The sequence below is a fragment of the Hyphobacterium indicum genome (assembly GCF_003129605.1).
Lineage (GTDB): Bacteria > Pseudomonadota > Alphaproteobacteria > Caulobacterales > Maricaulaceae > Hyphobacterium > Hyphobacterium indicum.
The window spans coordinates 1,166,336-1,186,631 of sequence record NZ_QBDX01000004.1 but is presented as its reverse complement, the minus strand read 5'-3'; the positions used below and the strand labels follow the sequence as shown (position 1 = coordinate 1,186,631).

General features: G+C 62.4%; 23 protein-coding genes and 1 tRNA gene. 21 read left to right on the top strand and 3 right to left on the bottom strand.

Features of this window, described 5'->3' with window-relative positions:
- Positions 1–5 precede the first annotated feature (5 nt).
- The 6 genes from lptC (at position 6) to ptsN (ending at position 4,824) form a co-directional block, all read left to right on the top strand.
- A complete protein-coding gene (lptC, locus tag DBR16_RS13730; RefSeq protein WP_109261787.1) occupies positions 6–692 on the top strand; it encodes an LPS export ABC transporter periplasmic protein LptC in 687 nt (228 codons plus the stop codon).
- On the top strand, positions 689–1,282 hold the full coding sequence (locus tag DBR16_RS13725; protein ID WP_109261786.1) for an LptA/OstA family protein: 594 nt from the start codon (positions 689–691) through the stop codon (positions 1,280–1,282). Before lptC ends, DBR16_RS13725 begins: the two co-directional genes overlap by 4 nt.
- The gene (lptB, locus tag DBR16_RS13720) at positions 1,279–2,049 is read left to right on the top strand and encodes an LPS export ABC transporter ATP-binding protein (RefSeq protein WP_109261785.1); all 771 of its coding nucleotides are present in this window, start codon (positions 1,279–1,281) and stop codon (positions 2,047–2,049) included. Before DBR16_RS13725 ends, lptB begins: the two co-directional genes overlap by 4 nt.
- Before the next feature lie 39 nt (positions 2,050–2,088).
- On the top strand, positions 2,089–3,585 hold the full coding sequence (gene rpoN / locus DBR16_RS13715; protein ID WP_109261784.1) for an RNA polymerase factor sigma-54: 1,497 nt from the start codon (positions 2,089–2,091) through the stop codon (positions 3,583–3,585).
- A gap of 112 nt (positions 3,586–3,697) precedes the next feature.
- Positions 3,698–4,294, top strand: coding sequence for a ribosome hibernation-promoting factor, HPF/YfiA family (gene hpf, locus DBR16_RS13710; protein WP_109261783.1), 597 nt, complete (start codon positions 3,698–3,700; stop codon positions 4,292–4,294).
- Between the two features lie 65 nt (positions 4,295–4,359).
- The gene (ptsN, locus tag DBR16_RS13705) at positions 4,360–4,824 is read left to right on the top strand and encodes a PTS IIA-like nitrogen regulatory protein PtsN (protein ID WP_109261782.1); all 465 of its coding nucleotides are present in this window, start codon (positions 4,360–4,362) and stop codon (positions 4,822–4,824) included.
- Positions 4,825–4,969: 145 nt separating this feature from the next.
- Here ptsN and DBR16_RS13700 read toward each other — a convergent pair.
- Positions 4,970–5,045, bottom strand: a tRNA-Ala gene (locus DBR16_RS13700).
- 159 nt (positions 5,046–5,204) lie between these two features.
- On the opposite strand from DBR16_RS13700, the gene DBR16_RS13695 reads away from it, so the two are divergent.
- The 8 genes from DBR16_RS13695 (at position 5,205) to DBR16_RS13660 (ending at position 11,046) form a co-directional block, all read left to right on the top strand.
- Positions 5,205–6,398 carry a sensor histidine kinase gene (locus tag DBR16_RS13695; protein ID WP_161539524.1) on the top strand — a complete coding sequence of 398 codons (1,194 nt, stop codon included), beginning with the start codon at positions 5,205–5,207 and terminating at the stop codon, positions 6,396–6,398.
- Complete coding sequence (locus tag DBR16_RS13690; RefSeq protein ID WP_109261780.1) at positions 6,395–6,841, top strand: response regulator; 447 nt, start codon at positions 6,395–6,397, stop codon at positions 6,839–6,841. Before DBR16_RS13695 ends, DBR16_RS13690 begins: the two co-directional genes overlap by 4 nt.
- 70 nt (positions 6,842–6,911) lie before the next feature.
- On the top strand, positions 6,912–7,217 hold the full coding sequence (locus tag DBR16_RS13685; protein ID WP_233347849.1) for a YggT family protein: 306 nt from the start codon (positions 6,912–6,914) through the stop codon (positions 7,215–7,217).
- Positions 7,184–7,531 (top strand): DUF167 family protein, encoded by a 348-nt coding sequence (locus DBR16_RS13680; protein ID WP_233347847.1) that lies wholly within the window; start codon positions 7,184–7,186, stop codon positions 7,529–7,531. The genes DBR16_RS13685 and DBR16_RS13680 overlap by 34 nt, the downstream gene beginning before the upstream one ends.
- Positions 7,528–8,424, top strand: a complete 897-nt coding sequence (folD, locus tag DBR16_RS13675; RefSeq protein WP_109261778.1) for a bifunctional methylenetetrahydrofolate dehydrogenase/methenyltetrahydrofolate cyclohydrolase FolD — start codon at positions 7,528–7,530, stop codon at positions 8,422–8,424. Before DBR16_RS13680 ends, folD begins: the two co-directional genes overlap by 4 nt.
- 70 nt (positions 8,425–8,494) lie before the next feature.
- Positions 8,495–8,905: a response regulator gene (locus DBR16_RS13670; protein WP_109261777.1), complete on the top strand. Its 411-nt coding sequence runs from the start codon at positions 8,495–8,497 to the stop codon at positions 8,903–8,905.
- Between the two features lie 60 nt (positions 8,906–8,965).
- Positions 8,966–10,096 carry a GNAT family N-acetyltransferase gene (locus tag DBR16_RS13665; protein WP_125184578.1) on the top strand — a complete coding sequence of 377 codons (1,131 nt, stop codon included), beginning with the start codon at positions 8,966–8,968 and terminating at the stop codon, positions 10,094–10,096.
- A 5-nt stretch (positions 10,097–10,101) separates the two neighbouring features.
- Positions 10,102–11,046, top strand: coding sequence for a glycosyltransferase family 2 protein (locus DBR16_RS13660; RefSeq protein ID WP_233347845.1), 945 nt, complete (start codon positions 10,102–10,104; stop codon positions 11,044–11,046).
- On the opposite strand, the gene DBR16_RS13655 is transcribed toward DBR16_RS13660, so the two are convergent.
- A complete protein-coding gene (locus DBR16_RS13655; protein ID WP_109261774.1) occupies positions 11,028–12,725 on the bottom strand; it encodes a hypothetical protein in 1,698 nt (565 codons plus the stop codon). The genes DBR16_RS13660 and DBR16_RS13655 overlap by 19 nt on opposite strands.
- A gap of 129 nt (positions 12,726–12,854) precedes the next feature.
- On the opposite strand from DBR16_RS13655, the gene DBR16_RS13650 reads away from it, so the two are divergent.
- The 4 genes from DBR16_RS13650 (at position 12,855) to DBR16_RS13635 (ending at position 15,900) form a co-directional block, all read left to right on the top strand.
- Positions 12,855–13,559: a response regulator transcription factor gene (locus DBR16_RS13650; RefSeq protein WP_109261773.1), complete on the top strand. Its 705-nt coding sequence runs from the start codon at positions 12,855–12,857 to the stop codon at positions 13,557–13,559.
- Positions 13,528–15,150, top strand: a complete 1,623-nt coding sequence (locus DBR16_RS13645; protein ID WP_109261772.1) for a stimulus-sensing domain-containing protein — start codon at positions 13,528–13,530, stop codon at positions 15,148–15,150. Before DBR16_RS13650 ends, DBR16_RS13645 begins: the two co-directional genes overlap by 32 nt.
- 70 nt (positions 15,151–15,220) lie before the next feature.
- Positions 15,221–15,628: a PTS sugar transporter subunit IIA gene (locus DBR16_RS13640; RefSeq protein WP_109261771.1), complete on the top strand. Its 408-nt coding sequence runs from the start codon at positions 15,221–15,223 to the stop codon at positions 15,626–15,628.
- A complete protein-coding gene (locus DBR16_RS13635) occupies positions 15,628–15,900 on the top strand; it encodes an HPr family phosphocarrier protein (RefSeq protein WP_170108339.1) in 273 nt (90 codons plus the stop codon). The genes DBR16_RS13640 and DBR16_RS13635 overlap by 1 nt, the downstream gene beginning before the upstream one ends.
- Here the strand turns inward: DBR16_RS13635 and DBR16_RS13630 are convergent.
- Positions 15,885–17,501, bottom strand: coding sequence for a hypothetical protein (locus DBR16_RS13630; RefSeq protein ID WP_109261769.1), 1,617 nt, complete (start codon positions 17,499–17,501; stop codon positions 15,885–15,887). The two genes, DBR16_RS13635 and DBR16_RS13630, sit on opposite strands and share 16 nt — an antisense overlap.
- A gap of 262 nt (positions 17,502–17,763) precedes the next feature.
- Between DBR16_RS13630 and ahcY the strand changes: the two genes are divergently transcribed.
- The 3 genes from ahcY to DBR16_RS13615 all read left to right on the top strand — a co-directional run bounded on the left by ahcY (position 17,764) and on the right by DBR16_RS13615 (position 20,287).
- The gene (gene ahcY / locus DBR16_RS13625; protein ID WP_233347843.1) at positions 17,764–19,155 is read left to right on the top strand and encodes an adenosylhomocysteinase; all 1,392 of its coding nucleotides are present in this window, start codon (positions 17,764–17,766) and stop codon (positions 19,153–19,155) included.
- Positions 19,156–19,238: 83 nt separating this feature from the next.
- Entirely contained in the window at positions 19,239–19,691 is a 453-nt protein-coding gene (locus DBR16_RS13620) for an energy transducer TonB (RefSeq protein ID WP_109261767.1), read from the top strand.
- 5 nt (positions 19,692–19,696) lie between these two features.
- Positions 19,697–20,287, top strand: a complete 591-nt coding sequence (locus DBR16_RS13615) for a hypothetical protein (protein ID WP_109261766.1) — start codon at positions 19,697–19,699, stop codon at positions 20,285–20,287.
- Positions 20,288–20,296: the final 9 nt, after the last annotated feature.

The window sequence follows — 20,296 nt, the reverse complement described above, 5'->3', positions numbered from 1 at the left end:
CTCTGATGACCGCAACCACGGCCAATATCTCCCCGCTCCACCCGCCGGTACACACCGCCTGGGAACCGCGGCGCGCCACAACGCTGGCCGAGGCCCGGAAGCGGACGGCCTTCATCCGCCTGCTCCGTATCTGTCTTGTCACGCTGACCGGCCTGATTGCGGCGGCGGTAATCCTGCAAATTCTCATGCGGTCGCTTGGGGGTACAGAGGCCGAGCCGGTCACGGTCGGCGAGGATGCCCGCATGATCAATCCGCGCTTTACCGGGCGCGATGAAAACGGCACGCCCTATGTGGTGACAGCGGATGCTGCCATCCGCCGCCGCGGCGAGGAGACGCGTATCACCGAGCTGGAAGCCCCACAGCTCGACTATGATCTGATCACGGCAGATGAAGATGCCGAAGGCGTCCTGGCGCGCACCGGCTTGTTCGATGCCGATGCCCGGACGCTCGATCTGCACGCCGATGTGCGTTTCCGGACGCGCTCGGGCTATGAATTCGTGGCCGAGCATGCCCGTATCCATCTGGCCGACGAGCGCGTGACCGGGGACAGTCCGGTCCAGGGCGAGGGTCCGATGGGCTCAATTCGCGCCGACAGGTATGAAATACTGGACGGCGGCGACCGGGTCGTGTTCACAGGGAATGTCCGGACCCATCTCCGGAATGAAGCTTCTGACGGCGGAGAGCAGCCATGAAGATATTGCGTATTCTGATCCTGCTGGCGGCCATGTCCGGGATGCCGGCGGCGGCGCTGGCCCAGATCGGAGGTCAGGGCGGACCGATGGACATTTCGGCCGACCGGCTGGAAACCTTCGATACCGAGCGCCGCGCTATCTTCTCCGGCAATGTCGATGCCGCCCAGGGCGATGCCAATCTGCGGTCTGACCAGCTCGAAGTGTTTTTCGCGCAGCGTCCGGGCGATGCCGGCGGGACCGGTGCCAGCTGGGGCGAGATCGACCGGGTCATTGCCACGGGCGAGGTGTTCTATGTCACGCCGGAGGAAGTGGCCCGCAGCCAGCGGGCCGTTTATCAGCTGACAACAGCAACAATCGTCATGACCGGCGGTGTTGTGCTGAGGCGGGGTGAAAATGTTATCCAGGGCGATTGTCTGGTCGTCGACCTGACAACCAATAATTCCCAGATCAATGCCCCGGCCTGCACGGGTGAAACACCGGAGGGGAGTGCGGCCGGAAGCGGGCGTGTCCGGGGCGTATTCTATCCCTCCGGCAGCGGCGAAGACGATGCCGATGACACAGATGCTGATGATGCAGGTGCTGAAGGGTGAGCACGCCAGAGGACATCATCGCGGGTGAAGCGCGGCCGGTCTCCACAGCCGAAGGTCTGGTGGTGGAGAATATCGGCAAGTCCTACCGCAAGCGCCCGGTCGTCAAAGGCGTTTCCCTGCGCCTCAAGCGCGGTGAAGTGGCCGGTCTGCTCGGCCCCAATGGCGCCGGCAAGACCACCTGTTTCTACATGATCACCGGCCTGATCGAAGCGGATTACGGCCGTATCCTGCTGGACGGCGAGGATATCACCCGCCTGCCCATGTATCAGCGTGCCCGGCTCGGCATCGGCTATCTGCCACAGGAAGCCTCGATCTTCCGGGGCCTGTCGGTGAAAGACAATATCATGGCGGTTGCCGAGATCGTCGAGCCGGACAAGACAACCCGCAAGGAAACGGTCGCCCAGCTGATGGAAGAATTGCGGATTTCGCATCTCGCCGATGCCGCGGCCCTGTCGCTTTCGGGTGGCGAACGCCGCCGCGTCGAGATTGCCCGGGCCCTGGCCACGCGGCCATCCTTCATGCTGCTGGACGAACCCTTTGCCGGGATTGATCCGCTTGCCATTACCGATATCCGTGACCTGATCCGCTTTCTCAAGAATCGCGGCATCGGCATTCTGATCACCGACCACAATGTCCGCGAGACGCTGGAAATCACCGACCGTGCCACCATCATCCATGAAGGCGAAGTGCTGTTCGAGGGATCGCCCTCGGCGATCCGCGCCGACCCTGATGTGCGCCGCGTTTATCTCGGTGAAAGTTTTGGCTGATTAACTCCAGGTCTGATTCATCGGACTGGAGGCATCCCGTTGGCGGGACTTCATCAGAAACTGGAAATGCGGCAGGGCCAGTCACTGGTCATGACGCCGCAATTGCAGCAGGCGATCAAGCTACTGCAATTGTCGAATATCGAATTGTCGGCCTTTGTCGAGGAAGAGCTGGAGCGCAATCCGCTGCTGGAGCGGGATGAGCGCTCCGACGAGCCTGAAGCGGTGGAACTGAAGGCAGCGGACAGCCGCAAGGAGCTGGAACTCGACGGCTCGGCCCATGCCGAAGCCAATGACGCTGTTGATGTTGATGCCGATGTTCTCAATTCGACGGATTCGAAATCCGACATGGCCGGGATGGATGCCGGCATGTCATCGGCCTCCTGGTCCGGGGCCAACAAGGGCGGTTCCTTTGATGGCGGCGATTATGACGCAGCGGCCAATTCCTCGCGCGAGAAATCGCTGGCCGAACATCTGCATGATCAATTGTCGCTGGCCGGGGCCGACCCTGTTACACGCCTGATTGCCGCACATCTGATCGATCTTGCCGATGATGACGGCTATATGCGCTCCGATCTGGACGAGGTGGCCGAGCGCCTCGGCGTGAAAACCGGCAATGTCGCGGCGGCGCTCGACATGATCCAGGGATTTGAACCGGCCGGCATCATGGCGCGGGATCTGTCCGAATGCCTGGCCCTGCAGTTAAAGGACCGCAACCGTCTGGATCCGGCGATGGCGAAATTGCTGGATCATCTCGACCGGCTGGCCAAGCATGATTATGCCGCACTGCAATCCATCTGCGGTGTCGATGCCGAAGATCTCGACGACATGATTGCCGAACTGCGCTCGCTGACGCCGAAGCCGGGCCTCGCCTATGGTGCCGACAATAGCCGGGCGATCGAGCCGGATGTCTTCGTGCGGGAAAATCCGGACGGGAGCTGGCGCATCGAGCTCAATACCGACACGCTGCCGCGGGTTCTGGTCAATCAGTCCTACGCCGCCGAAATCAGCGCAGCGGCGCGGTCCGAGGAAGACAAGACCTTCATCACCGATTGCGCCCAGAATGCGAGCTGGCTGGTGAAATCGCTGGACCAGCGCGCACGGACGATTCTGAAAGTCGCGTCCGAAATCGTGCGCCAGCAGGACCTTTTCCTCGCCAAGGGCGTCGCCTTTCTGCGGCCGCTGAACCTGAAGACGGTCGCGGACGCCATAGAAATGCACGAATCCACCGTCAGCCGCGTGACCTCGAACAAATATGTTGCCACGCCGCGCGGCCTGTTCGAGCTGAAATATTTCTTCACCTCCTCGATTCCCTCATCTGGCGGGGGCGAGGCACATTCGGCCGAGGCGGTGCGCTATCGCATCAAGGCCCTGATCGACGGCGAGACGCTGGACGAGATCATGTCCGATGATGCGCTGGTCGAACGGCTGCGCGATGAAGGAATAGATATTGCCCGACGGACCGTGGCGAAATATCGTGAAGCCATGAATATTCCGTCGTCCATACAGCGGCGGCGGATGCTGAAAAGGGCCAGCTGACATCCCTTTTTGCGGTGTGATTGACATTTCAGATCGCGCCAATAGGTTCCGCCCGCTCTCGCCGGGAGGCAGATTTCCCGCCGGGTGCCCCGTATGCTAGGGTCGTTTAACGATGCAAATTCAGATCGTCTCCAAGGGTATTGATGTCTCCGGCGCGCTGCAGGAAGAAATCTCCGGCCGTGTCGAGGACGGTGTGTCCAAATATTTCAGCCGGCCGAGCGAAGCCTATGTGGCGGTTTCGCGCGAAGGATCAGGCTTCAGGGTCACCGTCTCCCTGCACTTGCCGTCCGGCGTGATGCTGCAGGCCCAGGGCGATGACAATGATGCCTACAAGGCAGCTGACAAAGCCGCGGACCACCTGGAAAAGCGCCTGCGCCGTTACAAGCGCAAGCTGAAGAACCACCATAACGAGAACAAGTCCGAGCTGCCCGCCGAGACCACGCCGATCACGGTGTTCCAGGGTCAGCCGGATACCGATTTCGATGATGATGACGAGGCCGAACTGCACGGCAGCGAGCCGGTTATTGTCGCCGAAACCCCCGGGGAAATGCGGGCCATGACGGCCAGCATGGCTGTGCTGGAGCTGGAAGCGGCCGGAGCGCCCTTCCTGATCTTCCGCAATATTGCGCATAATGGCGTGAATATCGTGTACCGGCGGCCCGACGGGCATGTCGGCTGGATCGATCCGGATCGCGATAAATCCCGCTAGCCCTTTGAAGCCTTTCGGGCTAGAGCGCGAATTGCGTATGCCCGAACCGAAACCGGACCCTTGTCATGGCCTTATCCGACCTACTGTCGGCCGATTCAATTCTGGGAAGTCTGAGCGCGACCAACCGCAAGCAGGCGCTACAGATCATGAGCGAGGCCGCTGCGGCCAAGCTCGACATTGATTCCCGCCTTATTTTCGATGCCGTGATGGAACGCGAACGGCTCGGCTCGACCGGCGTCGGCGATGGCGTTGCCATTCCGCATGCCCGTCTGGAAGGACTGGATCGTGTTTTCGGCCTGTTTGCGCGGCTCAAGACGCCGATCGATTTTGATGCCATAGATGGCCGGCCGGTGGATCTGATCTTCCTGCTTCTGGCGCCTGAAACCTCGAGCGCCGAACATCTGAAAGCGCTGGCACGGATATCGCGGATTTTCCGGCGCGAGGATTTGCGGTCGCATTTGCGCGCCACGGATACGCGCGACGGCATGATTGCCCTTCTGACACTTCAGGACGAAAGCAACGCGGCCTGATTCAAGGCGCGGCGCGGCCTCGACAGCCTTCGCTCGAATTCAATGTGCGGCTTGCCAGCCTCTGCTGCGCTGAAGCTTCGCAGGCCACCTCTTCGCCTGTGCCGCCTTCGGGCGGGCGAAGCCACCCGAAGCCGGAGGCGAAGGGTGGTGGAGCCAGGCGGAATCGAACCGCCGACCTCGTCATTGCGAACGACGCGCTCTCCCAACTGAGCTATGGCCCCGACCGATTGGGAGCAGATTCCCTAGAACCGGCGTCTGTTGGCGTCAACCTCGCCATCATCAGGGACCGGGCTTGCCACCGGCAGGCACACCGGAGATTGTGTTCGTCAGCCAGCGGATTGAATGTTACGGTTTTCGCGGAACGCAGCGGGGAGGCGATGATGGAAACCGCACTTACGGGGCTGGTCAGTTCAGGATTCATGCCGCATGGCATGTGCTTTCTGTGGACGCCCTGGATATTATGGACCCATGTCACCGCCGACATCGTTACCGGGCTGGCCTATTTTTCCATTCCTGTCGTCATGGCGCTGTTTGCCATCGGCCGGCCGGATGCGCGGTACAAACCGACACTCTATCTGTTCATCGCCTTCATTCTGCTTTGCGGGGCAACGCATTTTCTGTCCGTGGTGGTGATCTGGACCCCGGTTTATGAAATCCAGGGTGTGCTGAAAGCGCTGACGGCCATCGCCTCACTGATCACGGCGATCGTGCTGTGGCCGCTCCTGCCCAAAGCCCTGGCGGTTCCCACGACCGAACAATTGCAGGCCAAGAATCTGGAACTGGCCGGAGAGGTGGAAAGGCGGCGGTCGGCGGAGGCGGAGCTGACCGCTCTGACGCGGTCGCTGGAAGCCCGCGTCGAGGAACGCACGCAGGAACTGACCCAGACCAATGCCGCGCTCCGGCAGTATGCCGCCACCGCCTCGCACGACCTGCAAGCGCCGCTACGGCATATCTCGATGTTCGCCCAGCTGCTGGAGCGGGAAGCCTCCGCTGAAATGAGTGACGGTGCCCGTGAAATGGTCGGCAATATCGTGGCCAGCACTTTCCGTATGCGGCGGATGATCGAAAGCCTGCTCGAATATTCTAAGCTCGTGGATCACGACTTGCGGGCCGAGGCGCTGGCGCTTGACGGGATCGTGAAAACGGCGCTCGCCGATCTGGGTCCGGATATCAAGGCCACGGGAGCGCGCGTCGAAACGGCGCTGACGGCGGATGCGATTGCGGGTGATCGCGAGCTGATCCTGCGCCTGTTCGACAATCTCATCGACAATGCACTGAAATACCGCTCCGATGCAGCACCGGTGATCCGCATTTCGAGTCAGGTTTCTGGAAACCATATACAGGTTTCTGTCGAGGATAACGGCATCGGAATTGATGAAAAATTCTCCGTCAGGGTTTTCGAAATGCTGAAACGCCTGCATGCTGAAAGCGATATTCCGGGGACGGGTATCGGGCTTTCACTCTGCCAACGGATCGTGGAGAGCCACGGTGGAAAGATCTGGGTTGACAACACTTACCGGGAGGGTGCGCGCTTCTGTTTCACCCTGCCGCTGGCAAAAGGAATGACGACATGAATTCCAAGAAGGTCGGAAAAACACCGGACAAACCCTTCCGCGTTCTGGTAGTGGATGATGATCACCAGGATGCCTATTTCGTCACGTCGGCCCTGAAGGAGGCCGGTGTGGAGGAAACCGAAATTGTCATGTCCGGTGCAGCGGCACTGAAGACGATCCGCGAGGCACGGCATGATCTGGTGATTCTCGACCTCAATCTTCCCGGCATTTCCGGCCGCGATGTGCTGAGTGAAGTGCGCAATGGCGACACGCCTATGAATACACCCATTGTCGTCCTGTCCGCCTCGGCGCAGCGCATGGATATCGAGGATTGCTATGCGCTACGTGCCAATGCCTATGTCGTCAAACCCTATGATCTCGGGGAATATGACGAGATTGCGCGCGGCGTGCGGGATTTCTGGAAGGATATCTGCCGCCTCCCCGGCGCCCTGCCCGCGGTATGACGGCGCAGGCTTGCCGCCGCGCCCCGAAAACGGATAGAGCAGGCGCAGAAACGCTGCCGGAGACGTCCTTGTGAACCTGTCATTCATCGATGCGCTGATTGTCTATTTTGTCGACCCGGTTCTGGGTCTCTTCATTTTCATCCTGATCGCCGCGATCATCCTGAGCTGGCTGATCAGCTTCAAGATCGTCAATCCCTACAATCCGGTCGTCGGATCCCTCTGGCGCATGACCTCCATGCTGACCGAGCCGGTCTTGCGGCCGATACGGTCCATTCTGCCAAACCTTGGCGGTTTCGATTTTTCCCCGCTGGTTGTCATTCTTCTGATCCAGTTCATCCGCGGATGGCTGTTGCCACAGATCATGACCGCCTTCTGATGACCGCCCGGCGGACGCCGGACGGGTTTGATCTTCCGGTCCGGCTGACACCGGGTGCCCGGCGGGACAGGCTTGATGGCTGGGATACGGATGCGGACGGGCAGCCTGTCTTCCGGGCGCACGTCCGCGCCATACCGGAAAACGGCAAAGCCAATACCGCCCTTGTCAAACTGCTCGCCAAACGGCTCGGAATCGGTAAAACCCGGCTGCATGTGGTCCGGGGCCAGACCAGCCGGATCAAAACCATTTCGGTGGATTGCGATGCGGCCGAAGCCGATTCACTGATCGCGAAACTGACGGAGGCGGAGACATGACAGCCCGGATCATAGACGGAAAAACCATTGCCGCCGGTATGGATGAGCGGGTTGCTGGCGCTGCCGCGCAACTGGAGAAGCTGCTGGGCCGCAAGCCCGGTCTGGCCGTGGTGCTGATCGGCGAGGATCCGGCCAGCGAAGTGTATGTCCGCAACAAGGTCCGCCGCGCAAAGGCGGCGGGTATGGAGTCAACCGAGATCCGCAAGCCGGCCTCCATCAGCCAGGCCGAGATTGTCGGAATCGTCGCGCAACTGAATGCCAACCCAGCGGTGGACGGCATTCTCGTCCAGATGCCGCTGCCCGATCACATTGATGCCGGTGTGGTCATCAACACGATTGATCCGGACAAGGATGTGGACGGGCTGACCGCGGTCAGCGCCGGCCGCCTTCTGGCCGGAGAGCCCGGCTTGCGGCCGTGCACGCCGGCGGGTTGCGTGTGGCTGGCCGAGCAGGCGATGGGCGATCTGTCCGGGAAATCCGCGCTGATCATCGGCCGTTCGATCCTGGTCGGCAAACCGGCCGCGCTGCTCTTCCTGGAGAAGCACTGCACCGTGACGATGGCCCATTCCCGGACCACGAATCTGCCCGAACTGGCGCGCAGTGCCGATATTCTTGTGGCCGCGATCGGCCGGCCGGAAATGATTCCCGGCGACTGGATCAAGCCCGGCGCCTGCGTGCTGGATGTCGGCATCAACCGGATCGACGCGCCCGGGCGCGGCCCGGGCCAGACCCGCCTGGTGGGCGATGTGGCCTTCGATGCCGCGTCGCAGATTGCCGGCTGGATCACGCCGGTGCCGGGCGGGATCGGCCCGATGACAATTGCCATGCTGCTCAGAAACACGATCACGGCCGCGGCGCGCCGGGCGGGGCTGGACGCGGCAGAAATCGTCTGATCCGCGCGTCATAAAGACCGCGTTAAGGAAATCGGGCGCACAAGGTGCGGGTCAAAAAAAGAGGCTGACCATGACCGCGTTGAATGTGCTTCACGTCGAAGATGATTTTGCCGATGCGCTGCTGGTCCAGAATACGGTCTTTGAATCCGGGGATTATGATATCGGATTTGAAGTGGTCCGCGATCTGCGCGAAGCGCGCCGCAAGCTGAAAAACAAGAATTATGATCTGGTTCTGCTGGATTTGCGGCTGCCGGATTCGGTCAATCCCGATGACACGCTGACGACGATGCAGTCGCTGTGCCCGGTCACACCCATTGTCGTTCTGTCCGGTTCTGTCCGGGTTGATAACGGAACCGTACCGGAAGGTATCAACCGGCTCGACAAGAACGAATATCTCTGCGGGCGGGCCGCCGCTGGCAGCAAGCCACTGGCGCAGGTCTTGCGCCTTTCGGCCTCCAATGACGACTTTGAAGCCATCTGATCGCTGAAACCGGCGCAGGTTTTGCGCTGTCTGAACCGTTCTTTATCGAAGCGGTTCAAAATGATCCATGCTGACACTTATGGCGTAGACGCGCTTTCGTGCGCCGATCTGGCCGACTGGCGCGCTCTGGCGCAGGGGCCGTTTGCCTCGCCGCTGCTGCAGCCGGAGTTCGCCGGCCTCGTCGCCCAAGTGCGCGATGATGTGCGGGTCTCGGTTTTCCGCAAGGGCCAGGAACGGCCCGGCTTTCTCGCCTACCACAAGCGGCCGGGGCGCCTCGCGCGATCCCTCGCCGCTCCCTTCGGTGATGTCCAGGCGCTGGTGTCGGCGGCGGATTTCATGGCGACCGGTCCGGAGGCGCTGAAAGCGGCCGGGCTGCGGGCTTTTCAGTTCGATGCATTGCTTGATCCCTATGGAGTCTTCGGAAGCGCTGATGGTGATGTCCATGACGCGCATGTGATTGCGCCGGGCCCGGATGCGGATGCTTTTCTGGAGCAACAGCGGGCGCTTCACGCAAAACGCTTCAAGAATCACCGCCGTCTGGCGCGCCAGATGGAGCGGGATTGCGGCCCGGCCCGCTTCACTGCGCCGGACAGGGATGGTGAGGCGCTGACACAGCTGATGGGTTGGAAACAGGCGCAATTCCGGCAAACCGGCCGGCATGATGTGCTCGCTGCGGACTGGGTGCAGGCCCTGATGCGGCTCACACACGAAACCACTCGCGGCGGGGTGCGCGGCCTGTTGGTCAGCCTGCGGGTCAATGACCGGATTGTCGCCGGGCTGTTCGGTGTACGCAGTGACACGGTCTTCAATCCCTGGATTGCCGCCTATGACCCCGCCTATGCCGCCTGGTCCCCTGGACAACAGGTACTGCATGAGCTGATCGCTGCCATGCCGGCTCTGGGGCTGGAGCGCTGCGATATCGGCGCCGATCATGACCACTACAAGAAGTATTATGCGGCTGATGCTCTGCCGGTGAAAAGCACACTCGTGACCGCCCCCGGACGCGATCTGGGGATTACGCGCGTGCGTTCGCTGTTGTGGTCAGCGGCCCGCTATACGCCGGCCGCGCCGCTGGCGTCGAAAATACACCGCCGGCTTAACCAGATTTCAGCGGTTGAGCTGGATACTGGTCACCGTATTTCCGGCTTGGTCCGTGCCGTCACCCGGAGGACAAGGCCAGCCGCAGGGTAAGCGACATGTCTATGCAGGTTTCCGTCATCATCCCGACCTTCCGCCGTCCCGACGGCTTGCGGCGCGCGGCAGACAGTATTCTGGCCCAGGCCAATCCCTGCGGACTGGATATCGAGCTGATCATTGTCGACAATGATCCCGAGGGATCGGCGATAGCGCAAGGGCAGGCGATCGCAAAGGAAGCCGCCCTCCCGGTGACCGTCGTTCACATGCCTTCGCCCGGGGTGGCCAATGCCCGTAATGCGGGACTTGCTGCCAGTTCGGGCGAGCTGATCGCATTTCTGGACGATGATGAAGAGGCGCCCGGCACCTGGCTCTGCGAGCTGGTAGGGAGTTTGCGGTTTTATGACGCCGATGCGGTATTCGGCCCGGTACGGACCCGCCTGCCGGACAGTGTGACCACGCATCGCGAATACTATTCGCAGTTTTTTTCGCGGTCAGGGCCGGAGGAGAGCGGCCATATCGATCATTATTATGGTTGCGGCAATTCACTGATCCGGCGCGCGGCCCTGCCATCGGCCCAGCCCTTCGATGCGGCCCGCAATGATATCGGCGGGGAAGACGATCTGCTGTTTGCGCAGATGCAGGCCCGCGGCGCAGTGTTTGCGTGGTCGGCTGAAGCCTGGGTCTGGGAGGATCCGCTAAGCCATCGCGCGAGCCTGAATTACACGCTCAGGCGGGCTTTTGCCTATGGACAGGGGCCGAGTGCAGCCTGTGCCTCGCGCCGGCCGGTGAATCTGCCGGGCATTGTCTTCTGGATGTGTGTGGGCGCCGCTCAGGCCCTTGTTTACGGGAGTGCCGCAGCGGTCCTGTGGGCCATCGGTGCGCCGCGGCGTGCGCGCATGCTCGACAAGGCGGTGCGTGGTCTTGGAAAAGTGTTCTGGGGCGGTCCGTTCAGCCTCGGCTTTTACGGTTCGGCGGCCCTGGGCCGTCAAGCAGCGGCGTCCTGACCGCCAATGGCGTTGAGCATGGTCTCGATATTTGAAAGCTTGGCGCGCTGGGTGTCGGCGCGGGCTTCTTCGAGGCCGGCTTCGGACCGGATCAGGCGCACCGCTTTCTGCTGGGCAGCGGCGGCGCACTTGCCGGCCGGAATGGCCTGGCAGGTTACCAGTTTCAGAAGTGAGGCGGCGCGATCAAGCACAGGTTGATCGCTGTTGGCAATCGTGTCCAGCAAGCCGGAGCGGTCCAGAACCTTCTGCCCCAGCGCATCAAATGCTTGCGAGAGACCGGCCTTGTCCTCTTCGGGATAATTGCCCTTCAGCGCCCTGACCTGAAACCCGGTGAGCCGGTGCAAGCGGTCAATCGCCCGGCCTTCACCGGATACGAACCAGCCTTCCGTCTTGTGATTGCCCAGCGCCGCCCGGATGTATCCCGCGAGCTTTTTCTTGTTCTGCGCGCCGACGATGTTTTCTTCCAGCGCCAGGAGTTTCTCGATCTCGTGGTCCGGATTGCGGCACTGATCAAGATAATCACCGATGGTTTCGGGCGTCAGCAGACGCGCAGAGCGTTTTGAAAACGCATCCTGAAGGGCATCAACCGACAGATCCGGCCCCTGGGCCATGACCAGTTGCTGCGCCAGCTTCCGGGCCAGCTTCACCTCTTCCAGAACATCCTTGGGCCGCATACGGCGTGGCCGCCGCAGCCGCTCCAGCAAGGCGATGGCGATCGTGGTGCGGCAGGCGGGCAGAACGCCCGATTTCATCAGCCGCGTGAGGGTGCGGGCGTCGGCCGGGGCGTCAGCGAGGCTTTCAGCCTCCGCGGCCCCGACAAACATGTCGGAGAGGCGTTGTACCTCGTCCCCGAGCTCGGGAGCCGATCCAATGAGCGCCATCAGGCCGGAGTCGAAATTCAGGATTTCGGACAGGAAGATATCGAGCTGCTCGCAGCCGATTGTCCGGGCTTTCTCCGCCGCCGGCAACTCGCCGGCGAATTCCATCAGGACAGCGAGCTTCTTGCCAAAGCCGCGCTCGTCGGAGAGGCGGTCGGCCAGGGCGGCGCGGATCTTGTAAGGTGATTTCTCGTCAGCAAAATCCTCGACCAGCGAGGCATAGGTCCGGTATTTCGAAAATCTTGGAAGGCGGCCGGATTTCCCGTCCTTGTAGATGCGGTCAAACGCCTTCTGGGCCAGTTCATGCAGCTGTTTCACATAGGCGTGCACGGTGGAATCGCCCTCGCGCGCGCTGGCGACCGCGACCTTCTGGATGGCGTGCTGAAGCTCGGTGCCGCCGCTTTCCAGATCTTCTGCCTGTTCGGGGCTGTGCATCAGCTCCATCGGCGTGACCTGCTTGCGGACAAACCACTCGTTCAGGACGCGGCTCATCGTGTCGCGGGCCGACGGGTTGGTCAGGTCATCCGGTGACAGGCAGGGCAGTGTGCCATCCCCGGTTTTTTCCTTTTCGGCCTCGAACCTCTCTGCGCCCTCCTCCCAGATGGTGAAAGAGCGGAAAGCCCGCGTGGCCTCATCGAAACGCTCCTTGGACACGCGAACCGACCCCGTCGGCGTCGCCTCGAGGATTTTCTGCGCGAATTCAATGGCATCTTCACGTTCCGGGCGGGCCTCGACCAACGCCCAGCCGGCCTTGCGGTGCTTCTTGACGAAGACCTCGTAATGAACCTTGGCTGCCGCCATCAGGCGCACTCCATGCAATCAGGCGGAAACAATGCCACTGAAACATTTAAGGCGCGGTGAACCCTAACGCTTTCGCTTCGCGTCAAGCTTGTCTAAGGTTTGGCAAAACGGGAATGAGGAGGCGCGTTCATGGCCACAATTGCGCTGGTCGATGACGACGAGAATATCATCACTTCGGTATCCATTTTTCTGGAAGGCGAAGGCTACAAGGTGCGGACGTTCAATGACGGGGCCACCGCGCTGGAATCCCTGACCGATGATCCGGCGGATCTGGGGGTATTCGACATCAAGATGCCGCGCATGGATGGCCTGGAATTGCTGCGCCGCCTGCGGCAGTCCTCCAACATGCCGGTGATTTTCCTGACCTCGAAGGATGACGAGTTCGACGAGGCGCTCGGCCTCAATCTCGGTGCCGATGACTATATCACAAAACCCTTCTCCCAGCGTCTTCTGGGCGAAAGGGTCAAGGCCGTTCTGCGCCGCGCCCGGCCGGATCCCGTGGGGGATCCGGGCAAGCCCGGCGGCGAGTCCAAGCCGATCATGCGCGGCCGCCTGTCACTCGATCCCAACCGCCATTCCTGTTCGTGGGAAGGCGAGCCGGTACGGTTGACCGTGACCGAATTCCTGATCCTGCAATCCCTGGCGCAACGCCCCGGCTATGTGAAAAGCCGCGACGCGCTGATGGATGCGGCCTATGATGATCAGATCTATGTCGACGACCGGACCATCGACAGCCATATCAAGCGTGTCCGCAAGAAATTCAGAGAAGTCGACAAGACGTTCGACGCCATTGAGACGCTTTATGGTGTTGGATACCGTTACAAGGAGAGCTAGCCGGACGCTCCGTTCGGTCCGCGGGGGCTCCTTTTCCCGCCTGGCGTGGATCATTCTCGCCTCCAATGGCCTGGCCCTGCTGGTCCTGATCGTCGGCATGCTGGCTGTGTCCGAAACCCGGCGCGGACTCGTCAATGCCAAGGTTGAAGCGCTCCGCGTTGAAGGCGAGCTGATCGCCAATGTGATGGCGGAAGGTGCGGCCGAAAGCGATCCGTCTCCCCGCCTGCTGGATGGCGATGCGCGGCTGATCCTCCGTGATCTCTACCTGCCGGACGATGTGCGCGCGCGCATCTATAACAAGGCGGCGCAAATTGTGGCCGACAGCCATTTGCTGGCGAACCGGTTTGATGTCACCGAGCTGCCGCCGCCGGGAGAGATGCTGCCCGGCGATTTTGCCGAGGATGCGCGCAGCCTGCTCTCGCGCCTGATGGACGGGTTTGGCGGCTGGTTCCGGACCGAGGAGGAGCGCGCCGCGCTAGACCGCACGCTAGAAGAGGAAATCGCCGGGGCAATTGGTGGGGAAACCATTGCCGGCGTGCGGCGGCAACCGGATGGCTCGCGCGTGGTCTCGGTGTCCGTGCCGATCCAGCCGGTCCGCGCCGTGGTCGGTGTGGTGACGCTGGAATCCTTCGATCTCGACGAGATCATCGCCAGCGAACGCCGGGCTTTGTTTCCCTTTATCCTGCTGGCCGCGCTGGTGAGCATTCTGTCATCACTGGCGCTGACCGTGTTTATCGCCCGCCCGATCCGGCGGCTGGCGAAAGCGGCGCGGCGCGTGCGCCGGGCCAAGGGACGGCGGGTGGAAATGCCGTCCCTGGCCGGGCGCCGGGACGAGATCGGCGAGCTCGGCGAGGCGATGCGGGAGATGACGGCAGCGCTGTATGACCGCATGGACGCGATCGAGCAATTTGCGGCCGATGTCGCGCACGAGCTGAAAAACCCGCTGACCTCGATCCGGTCGGCCGCGGAAATCCTGCCCCGGGCGAAAACCGCTGACCAACGCGAACGGCTGCTGGCGGTGATCGCTTCGGATGTGCGGCGCATGGACCGGCTGATCACCGATATCTCCCGCGCCTCCCGGCTGGATGCCGAATTGTCGCGCGAGGATGTGGGCCAGGTCGATCTGGTGCAATTGATGCGCGACACGGTCAGTGCCTACGAGGCCTCGCGGGCGGACGAGCCGGAACTGGTCTTTACCTCGACCCTGGATCAAGCCTTTGTGGAAGGCCGGGCCGTGCCGCTGGGACAGGTCATCCGCAATCTCATCGACAATGCCATCACCTTCTCGCCCGCGGACGGAAAGATCCGCATCGCGCTCAGCCTGTCAGAGGCCGGGCTGGTGAAAATCACCGTCGATGATGACGGCCCCGGAATCCCGCCAGACAATCTGGAAACCATTTTCAAGCGCTTCTACACCGAGCGGCCGGCCGGGGCGGAATTCGGGGCGCATTCCGGCCTGGGTCTGGCCATTGCGCGCCAGATTGTCAGCGTGCATGGCGGCGATTTGCGCGCCGGAAACCGGCTTGACACGCAGGGCCGCGTGGCCGGCGCCCGCTTTACCCTGACCCTGCCGCGCGCTGCGCAAATGTGACGCTTGCGTGAAAAAACCGCTTTCCGCCAGCCCGACTCCACGATTTAATCAAGCCTTCCAGAGGTGAGGCATGATCGGTTTTCTGATCGTTACACATGGCAATCTCGCGCGCGAATTTGTCGCTGCGACCGAGCATGTCGTCGGTCCGCTGGCGCAATGCGAAGCAATGTGTATCGGCCCCGACGATGATCTGGAAGAGCGCCGGAATGACATCCGCGACCGTATCAAGGCGCTGAATTCCGGTAGCGGCGTCTTGATTCTGACGGACATGTTCGGCGGCACGCCGTCCAATCTGGCCATTTCCCAGATGGTGCCCGGACAGGTCGAGGTGCTGGCGGGAATCAATCTGCCGATGATGATCAAGCTGGCGGAATCGCGCAGTACGCTGCCGCTGGACGCGCTTGCCGAAGCCGGTGAAGCCGCGGGTCAGCGCTATGTCGCGCGGGCGGTGAAAGTGCTTGAAGGCTCGGCCAAATAGTGCCGGTATCGAAAACGGTCCGGATTACCAATCAGCGCGGCCTGCACGCCCGGGCCTCTGCCAAATTCGTCGATATGGCGGCCGGGTTTGCTGCCGTCATCCATGTCCGCCGCGGCGAAGAGACGGTGGAAGCCTCCTCGATCATGGATTTGCTGATGCTCGCCGCCGGGCCGGGCACGGACATCACCATCATTGCCGACGGTGCCGAAGCCGGGCCCGCCCTTGAAGCGCTGGTTCAGCTGGTCGAGGACAAATTCTACGAATCCGTCTGACGCGGTGTTTCGCTGTCTTCCGCTTCGGGCGCTTCCGGTCCGGAGGGTTCCGGTGACATGAAGGGGTCGGAGACATCGTCGCTGGCCGCCGCATTGCTGACGGAGGCCGGAGGTGTCACCGGAGCCGCATCCGGCGCATCGGGGGCATCCGGAGCCTCTTCGGCATCGGCAATCTCGCGCGACGACATCAGCGTTTCACGCCCGGCGGAGTCCGCGGCAGCAAAGGCATGAACATCTTCCGGCGCAGGTGTGTCGGCGGCAGGTTCTGTCGACGCGGCCGGGGTTTGCGGCTCGGGCGTGGGTGCCTGCATGGCGGACGCGGTGGCCGTGGCCGGTGTATCCGGCGTTTCAGGGCCGGTATCGGCGGCCGCTTCGCTGGCAGGTGCCTGTGCCTGTGGTTCTGCCGGTGCCGGTTCCGGCGCCTGCATGGCGGATGCGGTCGCTGTGGCAGCCGCATCACCGGATTCGGCCGCGCCATTGACCGCACGGTTCGCGAGCGGCGGGGGCGGCGGCATGACCATGTCACGATCTGACGTCTCGTCCACGCCCAGCTCCTCCGGGGTCGAACGCAGGGACGGGGCCGGAGCCGGATCGCCGTCCTCCGCATCAGCGCGGGCCGCTGCGAGATCGTCATCGCTGGGCAGATCATCGGCCTCGGCGGGTATGGTGTCTGCCTCCGTTGGCGCATCTTCATCCGCCGACGCGGCTGCGGTTGCAAGCGCGGCTCCGGCGGCAACAGGCGCTGCGACTGTCTCGGCCGGCGGGTGGCGGAGAATATTCTCGCTCAAACGGGCGATACGCCCTTCGAGGCGGCCGGAATCGCGGGTGCGATTGATAAAGCCGCCGACACAGAAGAGCAGCGCCACACCGCCAAGGGCCAGCATGGCCGGAACCAGGGGCGCGGCAGCATTCAGCGCCAGGCCGGTGGCAATCGCTGCCGCGGCATAGACCGGTGCCCAGAGGATACGCCAGGACCGGGCCAGATAGGTAAGAAGGGCCAGAAATGTCAGCGGCAGGGCAAAGGCCAGGGTCTGAGCCGGCAACCAAGACGGCAGGCCGGCCTGTTCCACGAGGCCGGTAAAACCGGGAATGGCGGCGGCGAGGTCAAATCCCGGCAGTGCGGGGATCATGTCCACTGCGAAGGCAAAGAGATTGATATCGGGAAGCGAGGCAAAAATGCCGGGATCGACTTCCAGCATGAACAGGCGGATGTCCGGCCAGGCCAGAGCGATCGCTGTGACCATGAATAACAGCATGGCCATCCACCAGTTGAGCGACCGTGTGATGCCGCTGCGGGCCAGAACTGTCGTGGCGTCCGGCGCCGTGCGGGTCCAGGCACTGCGGTCATGATTGATCACCGCGACCGGGCGGGATCCATGATCCGGTCCGCTTTGCGCGCGCAGGACGGTGACGGTTTCTCCGGATTCCAGTGGCGTGTCAGGACGGGACAGGCGCATGGTGTGCGTGGCCCCGTCCGCATCGCGGATTTCATGTTCGCCACGGCGCGGCCCGTCTCCGGCGGTGACGCCCGGAGAGGCATAAAAATCAATACGTTTGCGGCCAAAACCGAGGCTGGCGTGCGCCCCTGGAATACTCGACATAACCCCACCCCTTAATACAACTCTGCGCGGCGTTTCCGCTCTGCGCCATGGCCCAGAAACACGGCCCTGCCGGAACTATACAAGATTTGGGCCGCAAGAGTCATGGGCGTCACAGAAACTTTGTCTGCGGCCGGTCAGCCCCTGCATTGTGCCCGGCGGTTCTGCATGCTAACGGGCAGCGCATTGCTGTCCCCTGTCCGGCCGGGAGTCCCCGCCCCGGAGGGCCCAAGCTCTCCCGATCATCCTGATGGAAGGACCTTTTATGTCTGATTACCAAGTCAAAGACCTGTCCCTGGCCAAATGGGGCCGTACCGAAATCGACATGGCGGAAATCGAAATGCCGGGCCTGATGGCGCTGCGCGAGGAATATGGCGCCGCGCAGCCGCTGAAAGGCGCGCGTATTGCCGGATCGCTGCACATGACCATCCAGACCGCCGTGCTGATCGAAACCCTGACAGCGCTGGGCGCGGAAGTGCGCTGGGCATCCTGCAACATCTTCTCGACTCAGGACCATGCCGCGGCCGCGATTGCCGAAACCGGCGTTCCGGTGTTTGCGCACAAGGGCGAGACGCTGGAAGAATACTGGGATTTCGCCGACAGGATCTTCACCTGGCCGAATGGTGAAACCGCCAACATGATCCTTGATGATGGCGGCGATGCGACGCTGTATCTGATCCTCGGCGAGAAAGCGGAAAACGATCCGTCCCTCCTTGGCGAGCCAAAATCGGACGAGGAAAAATATCTCTTCGCCCAGATCCGGAAGCGGATTGCCGAGACACCGGGCTGGTTTGCCAAGGCCAAGGCTGCGATCAAGGGTGTGTCGGAAGAAACCACGACCGGCGTGATGCGGCTGTACCAGATGCAGAAGCGCGGCGAACTGCCCTTCCCGGCGATCAATGTGAATGACTCGGTGACCAAATCGAAATTCGACAACCGCTATGGCTGCCGCGAAAGCCTGGTGGATGCCATCCGCCGCGGCACCGATGTGATGATGGCCGGCAAGACCGCCCTGGTCTGCGGTTATGGCGATGTCGGCAAGGGCTCGGCGGAATCGCTGGCGCAGGCCGGCGCCCGCGTGGCCGTCACCGAAGTCGATCCGATCTGCGCGCTACAGGCCTGCATGGACGGGTTTGCGGTCGTGCGCGTCGAGGATGTCGTCAATGATTGCGATATCTTCGTCACCGCGACCGGCAACAAGGACGTTCTGACCGTCGATCACATGCGCGCCATGAAGGATATGGCGATCGTCTGCAATATCGGCCATTTCGATAACGAGATCCAGGTCGAAGCCTTGCGCAATTTCCAGTGGACCAATGTGAAGCCGCAGGTCGATCTGGTTCAATTCCCGGAAGGCAACCGGATCATCCTGCTCTCTGAAGGCCGTCTGGTGAATCTGGGCAATGCCAACGGTCACCCCTCTTTCGTGATGTCGGCCTCCTTCACCAACCAGACGCTGGCGCAGATCGAGTTGTGGCAGCGTGGTGCGGACTACAAGAACGAGGTCTATATCCTGCCCAAGCATCTGGATGAAAAGGTCGCCGCCCTGCATCTGCCCAAGCTGGGCGCACGGCTGACCGAGCTCTCATCCGAGCAGGCCGGTTATATCGGCGTCGAGCCGCAAGGCCCGTTCAAGGCCGAGCATTACCGCTACTAGGCGGTTTGGCCCAACTGCACGAGAGGCGCCCCGGACCCGTTCCGGGGCGTTTTCTTTTTGGCAAATGGCGCTAGCGTGCCGGTATGATCATCCGTCTTGCCAGCCTGTGCACCCTATTCGCCCTTGCCGCCTGTTCTTCCGTGGCCTCTCTGCCCGGGACTGGCCGGCTGGATCCGCGCTCGGACCCCTTCATGCCGTCCCAGCCCTTTCCGGTGCCCGCCAATGTGGAACGGCTGATCGGGCCGGAGGATTGTCAGGGTGCGCAGCTGGCGGCCCGCGAATTCGCCATGCCGGACTATCCGGCGCGGGCGTATTCCCGCGGGCTGCAGGGCTGGGTGGTGGTCCGCTTTCACGTTTATGACACCGGCCGTCCGCATCGTGTGCGGTCTGCCGAATCGGTGCCCGCCGGCCATTTCGATGCTGCGGCGGTGCGCGCGGTCGAGGACTGGCGCTTCCGTGAGTTGCCGGACGGGCAGGCGCTGTCGAACTGCGTTGTGCTGTTCGAGTTTCGCAATGGCACGGTTCGCGTTAGATAGCGTCCATGTCGAATGATGACTTTACCCGGCTGCTGGATGAAATTCCGCTGCTTTACAAGGTCCGCGCCTTTGCCGACGGCCTTTCCGATGCCCGCCTGTTCATGCGGCTGGGCGATCCGCTGGACAGGCGCGAGCGTGATCTGACCCGCACCTATCTCGATGGTCTGGGCTTTCCGCATGCCGAACCGGGGCTGCTGACCAATTGGGACGATGCTGCGAGCGCCGCCGAGGCCGTGGATTTCAATCCGGAAGGCTGGGAGGCCGAGGAAATGCTGCGCGCCGGGCTGATTTCCGAAGCCATGCAGCGGCTGGACGAGGACGGCATCCAGACGGTGCTGGAATATGTCGGGCTGAAAGCCGGCGAGGCGGCACAGGATGCGGTCGCCTATTCGGCCTCGCTGGGGGATATGCGCGACGAGGCCGTGCTGAATGCGGCCGCGGGGTCCGTGGTGCAGGCGGCCAATGGCGCCGCGCTGGTGATCATGGCGGAAGCCGAGGATGATGATCCGCCGCATCCCTTTCTCGCGCGCTGGCGGCTGTTTGTGCGCGGGCGCTGGCCGGTCGGACTGGCCGGGCTGACCTATAATATTCTGTGATTGGACGGA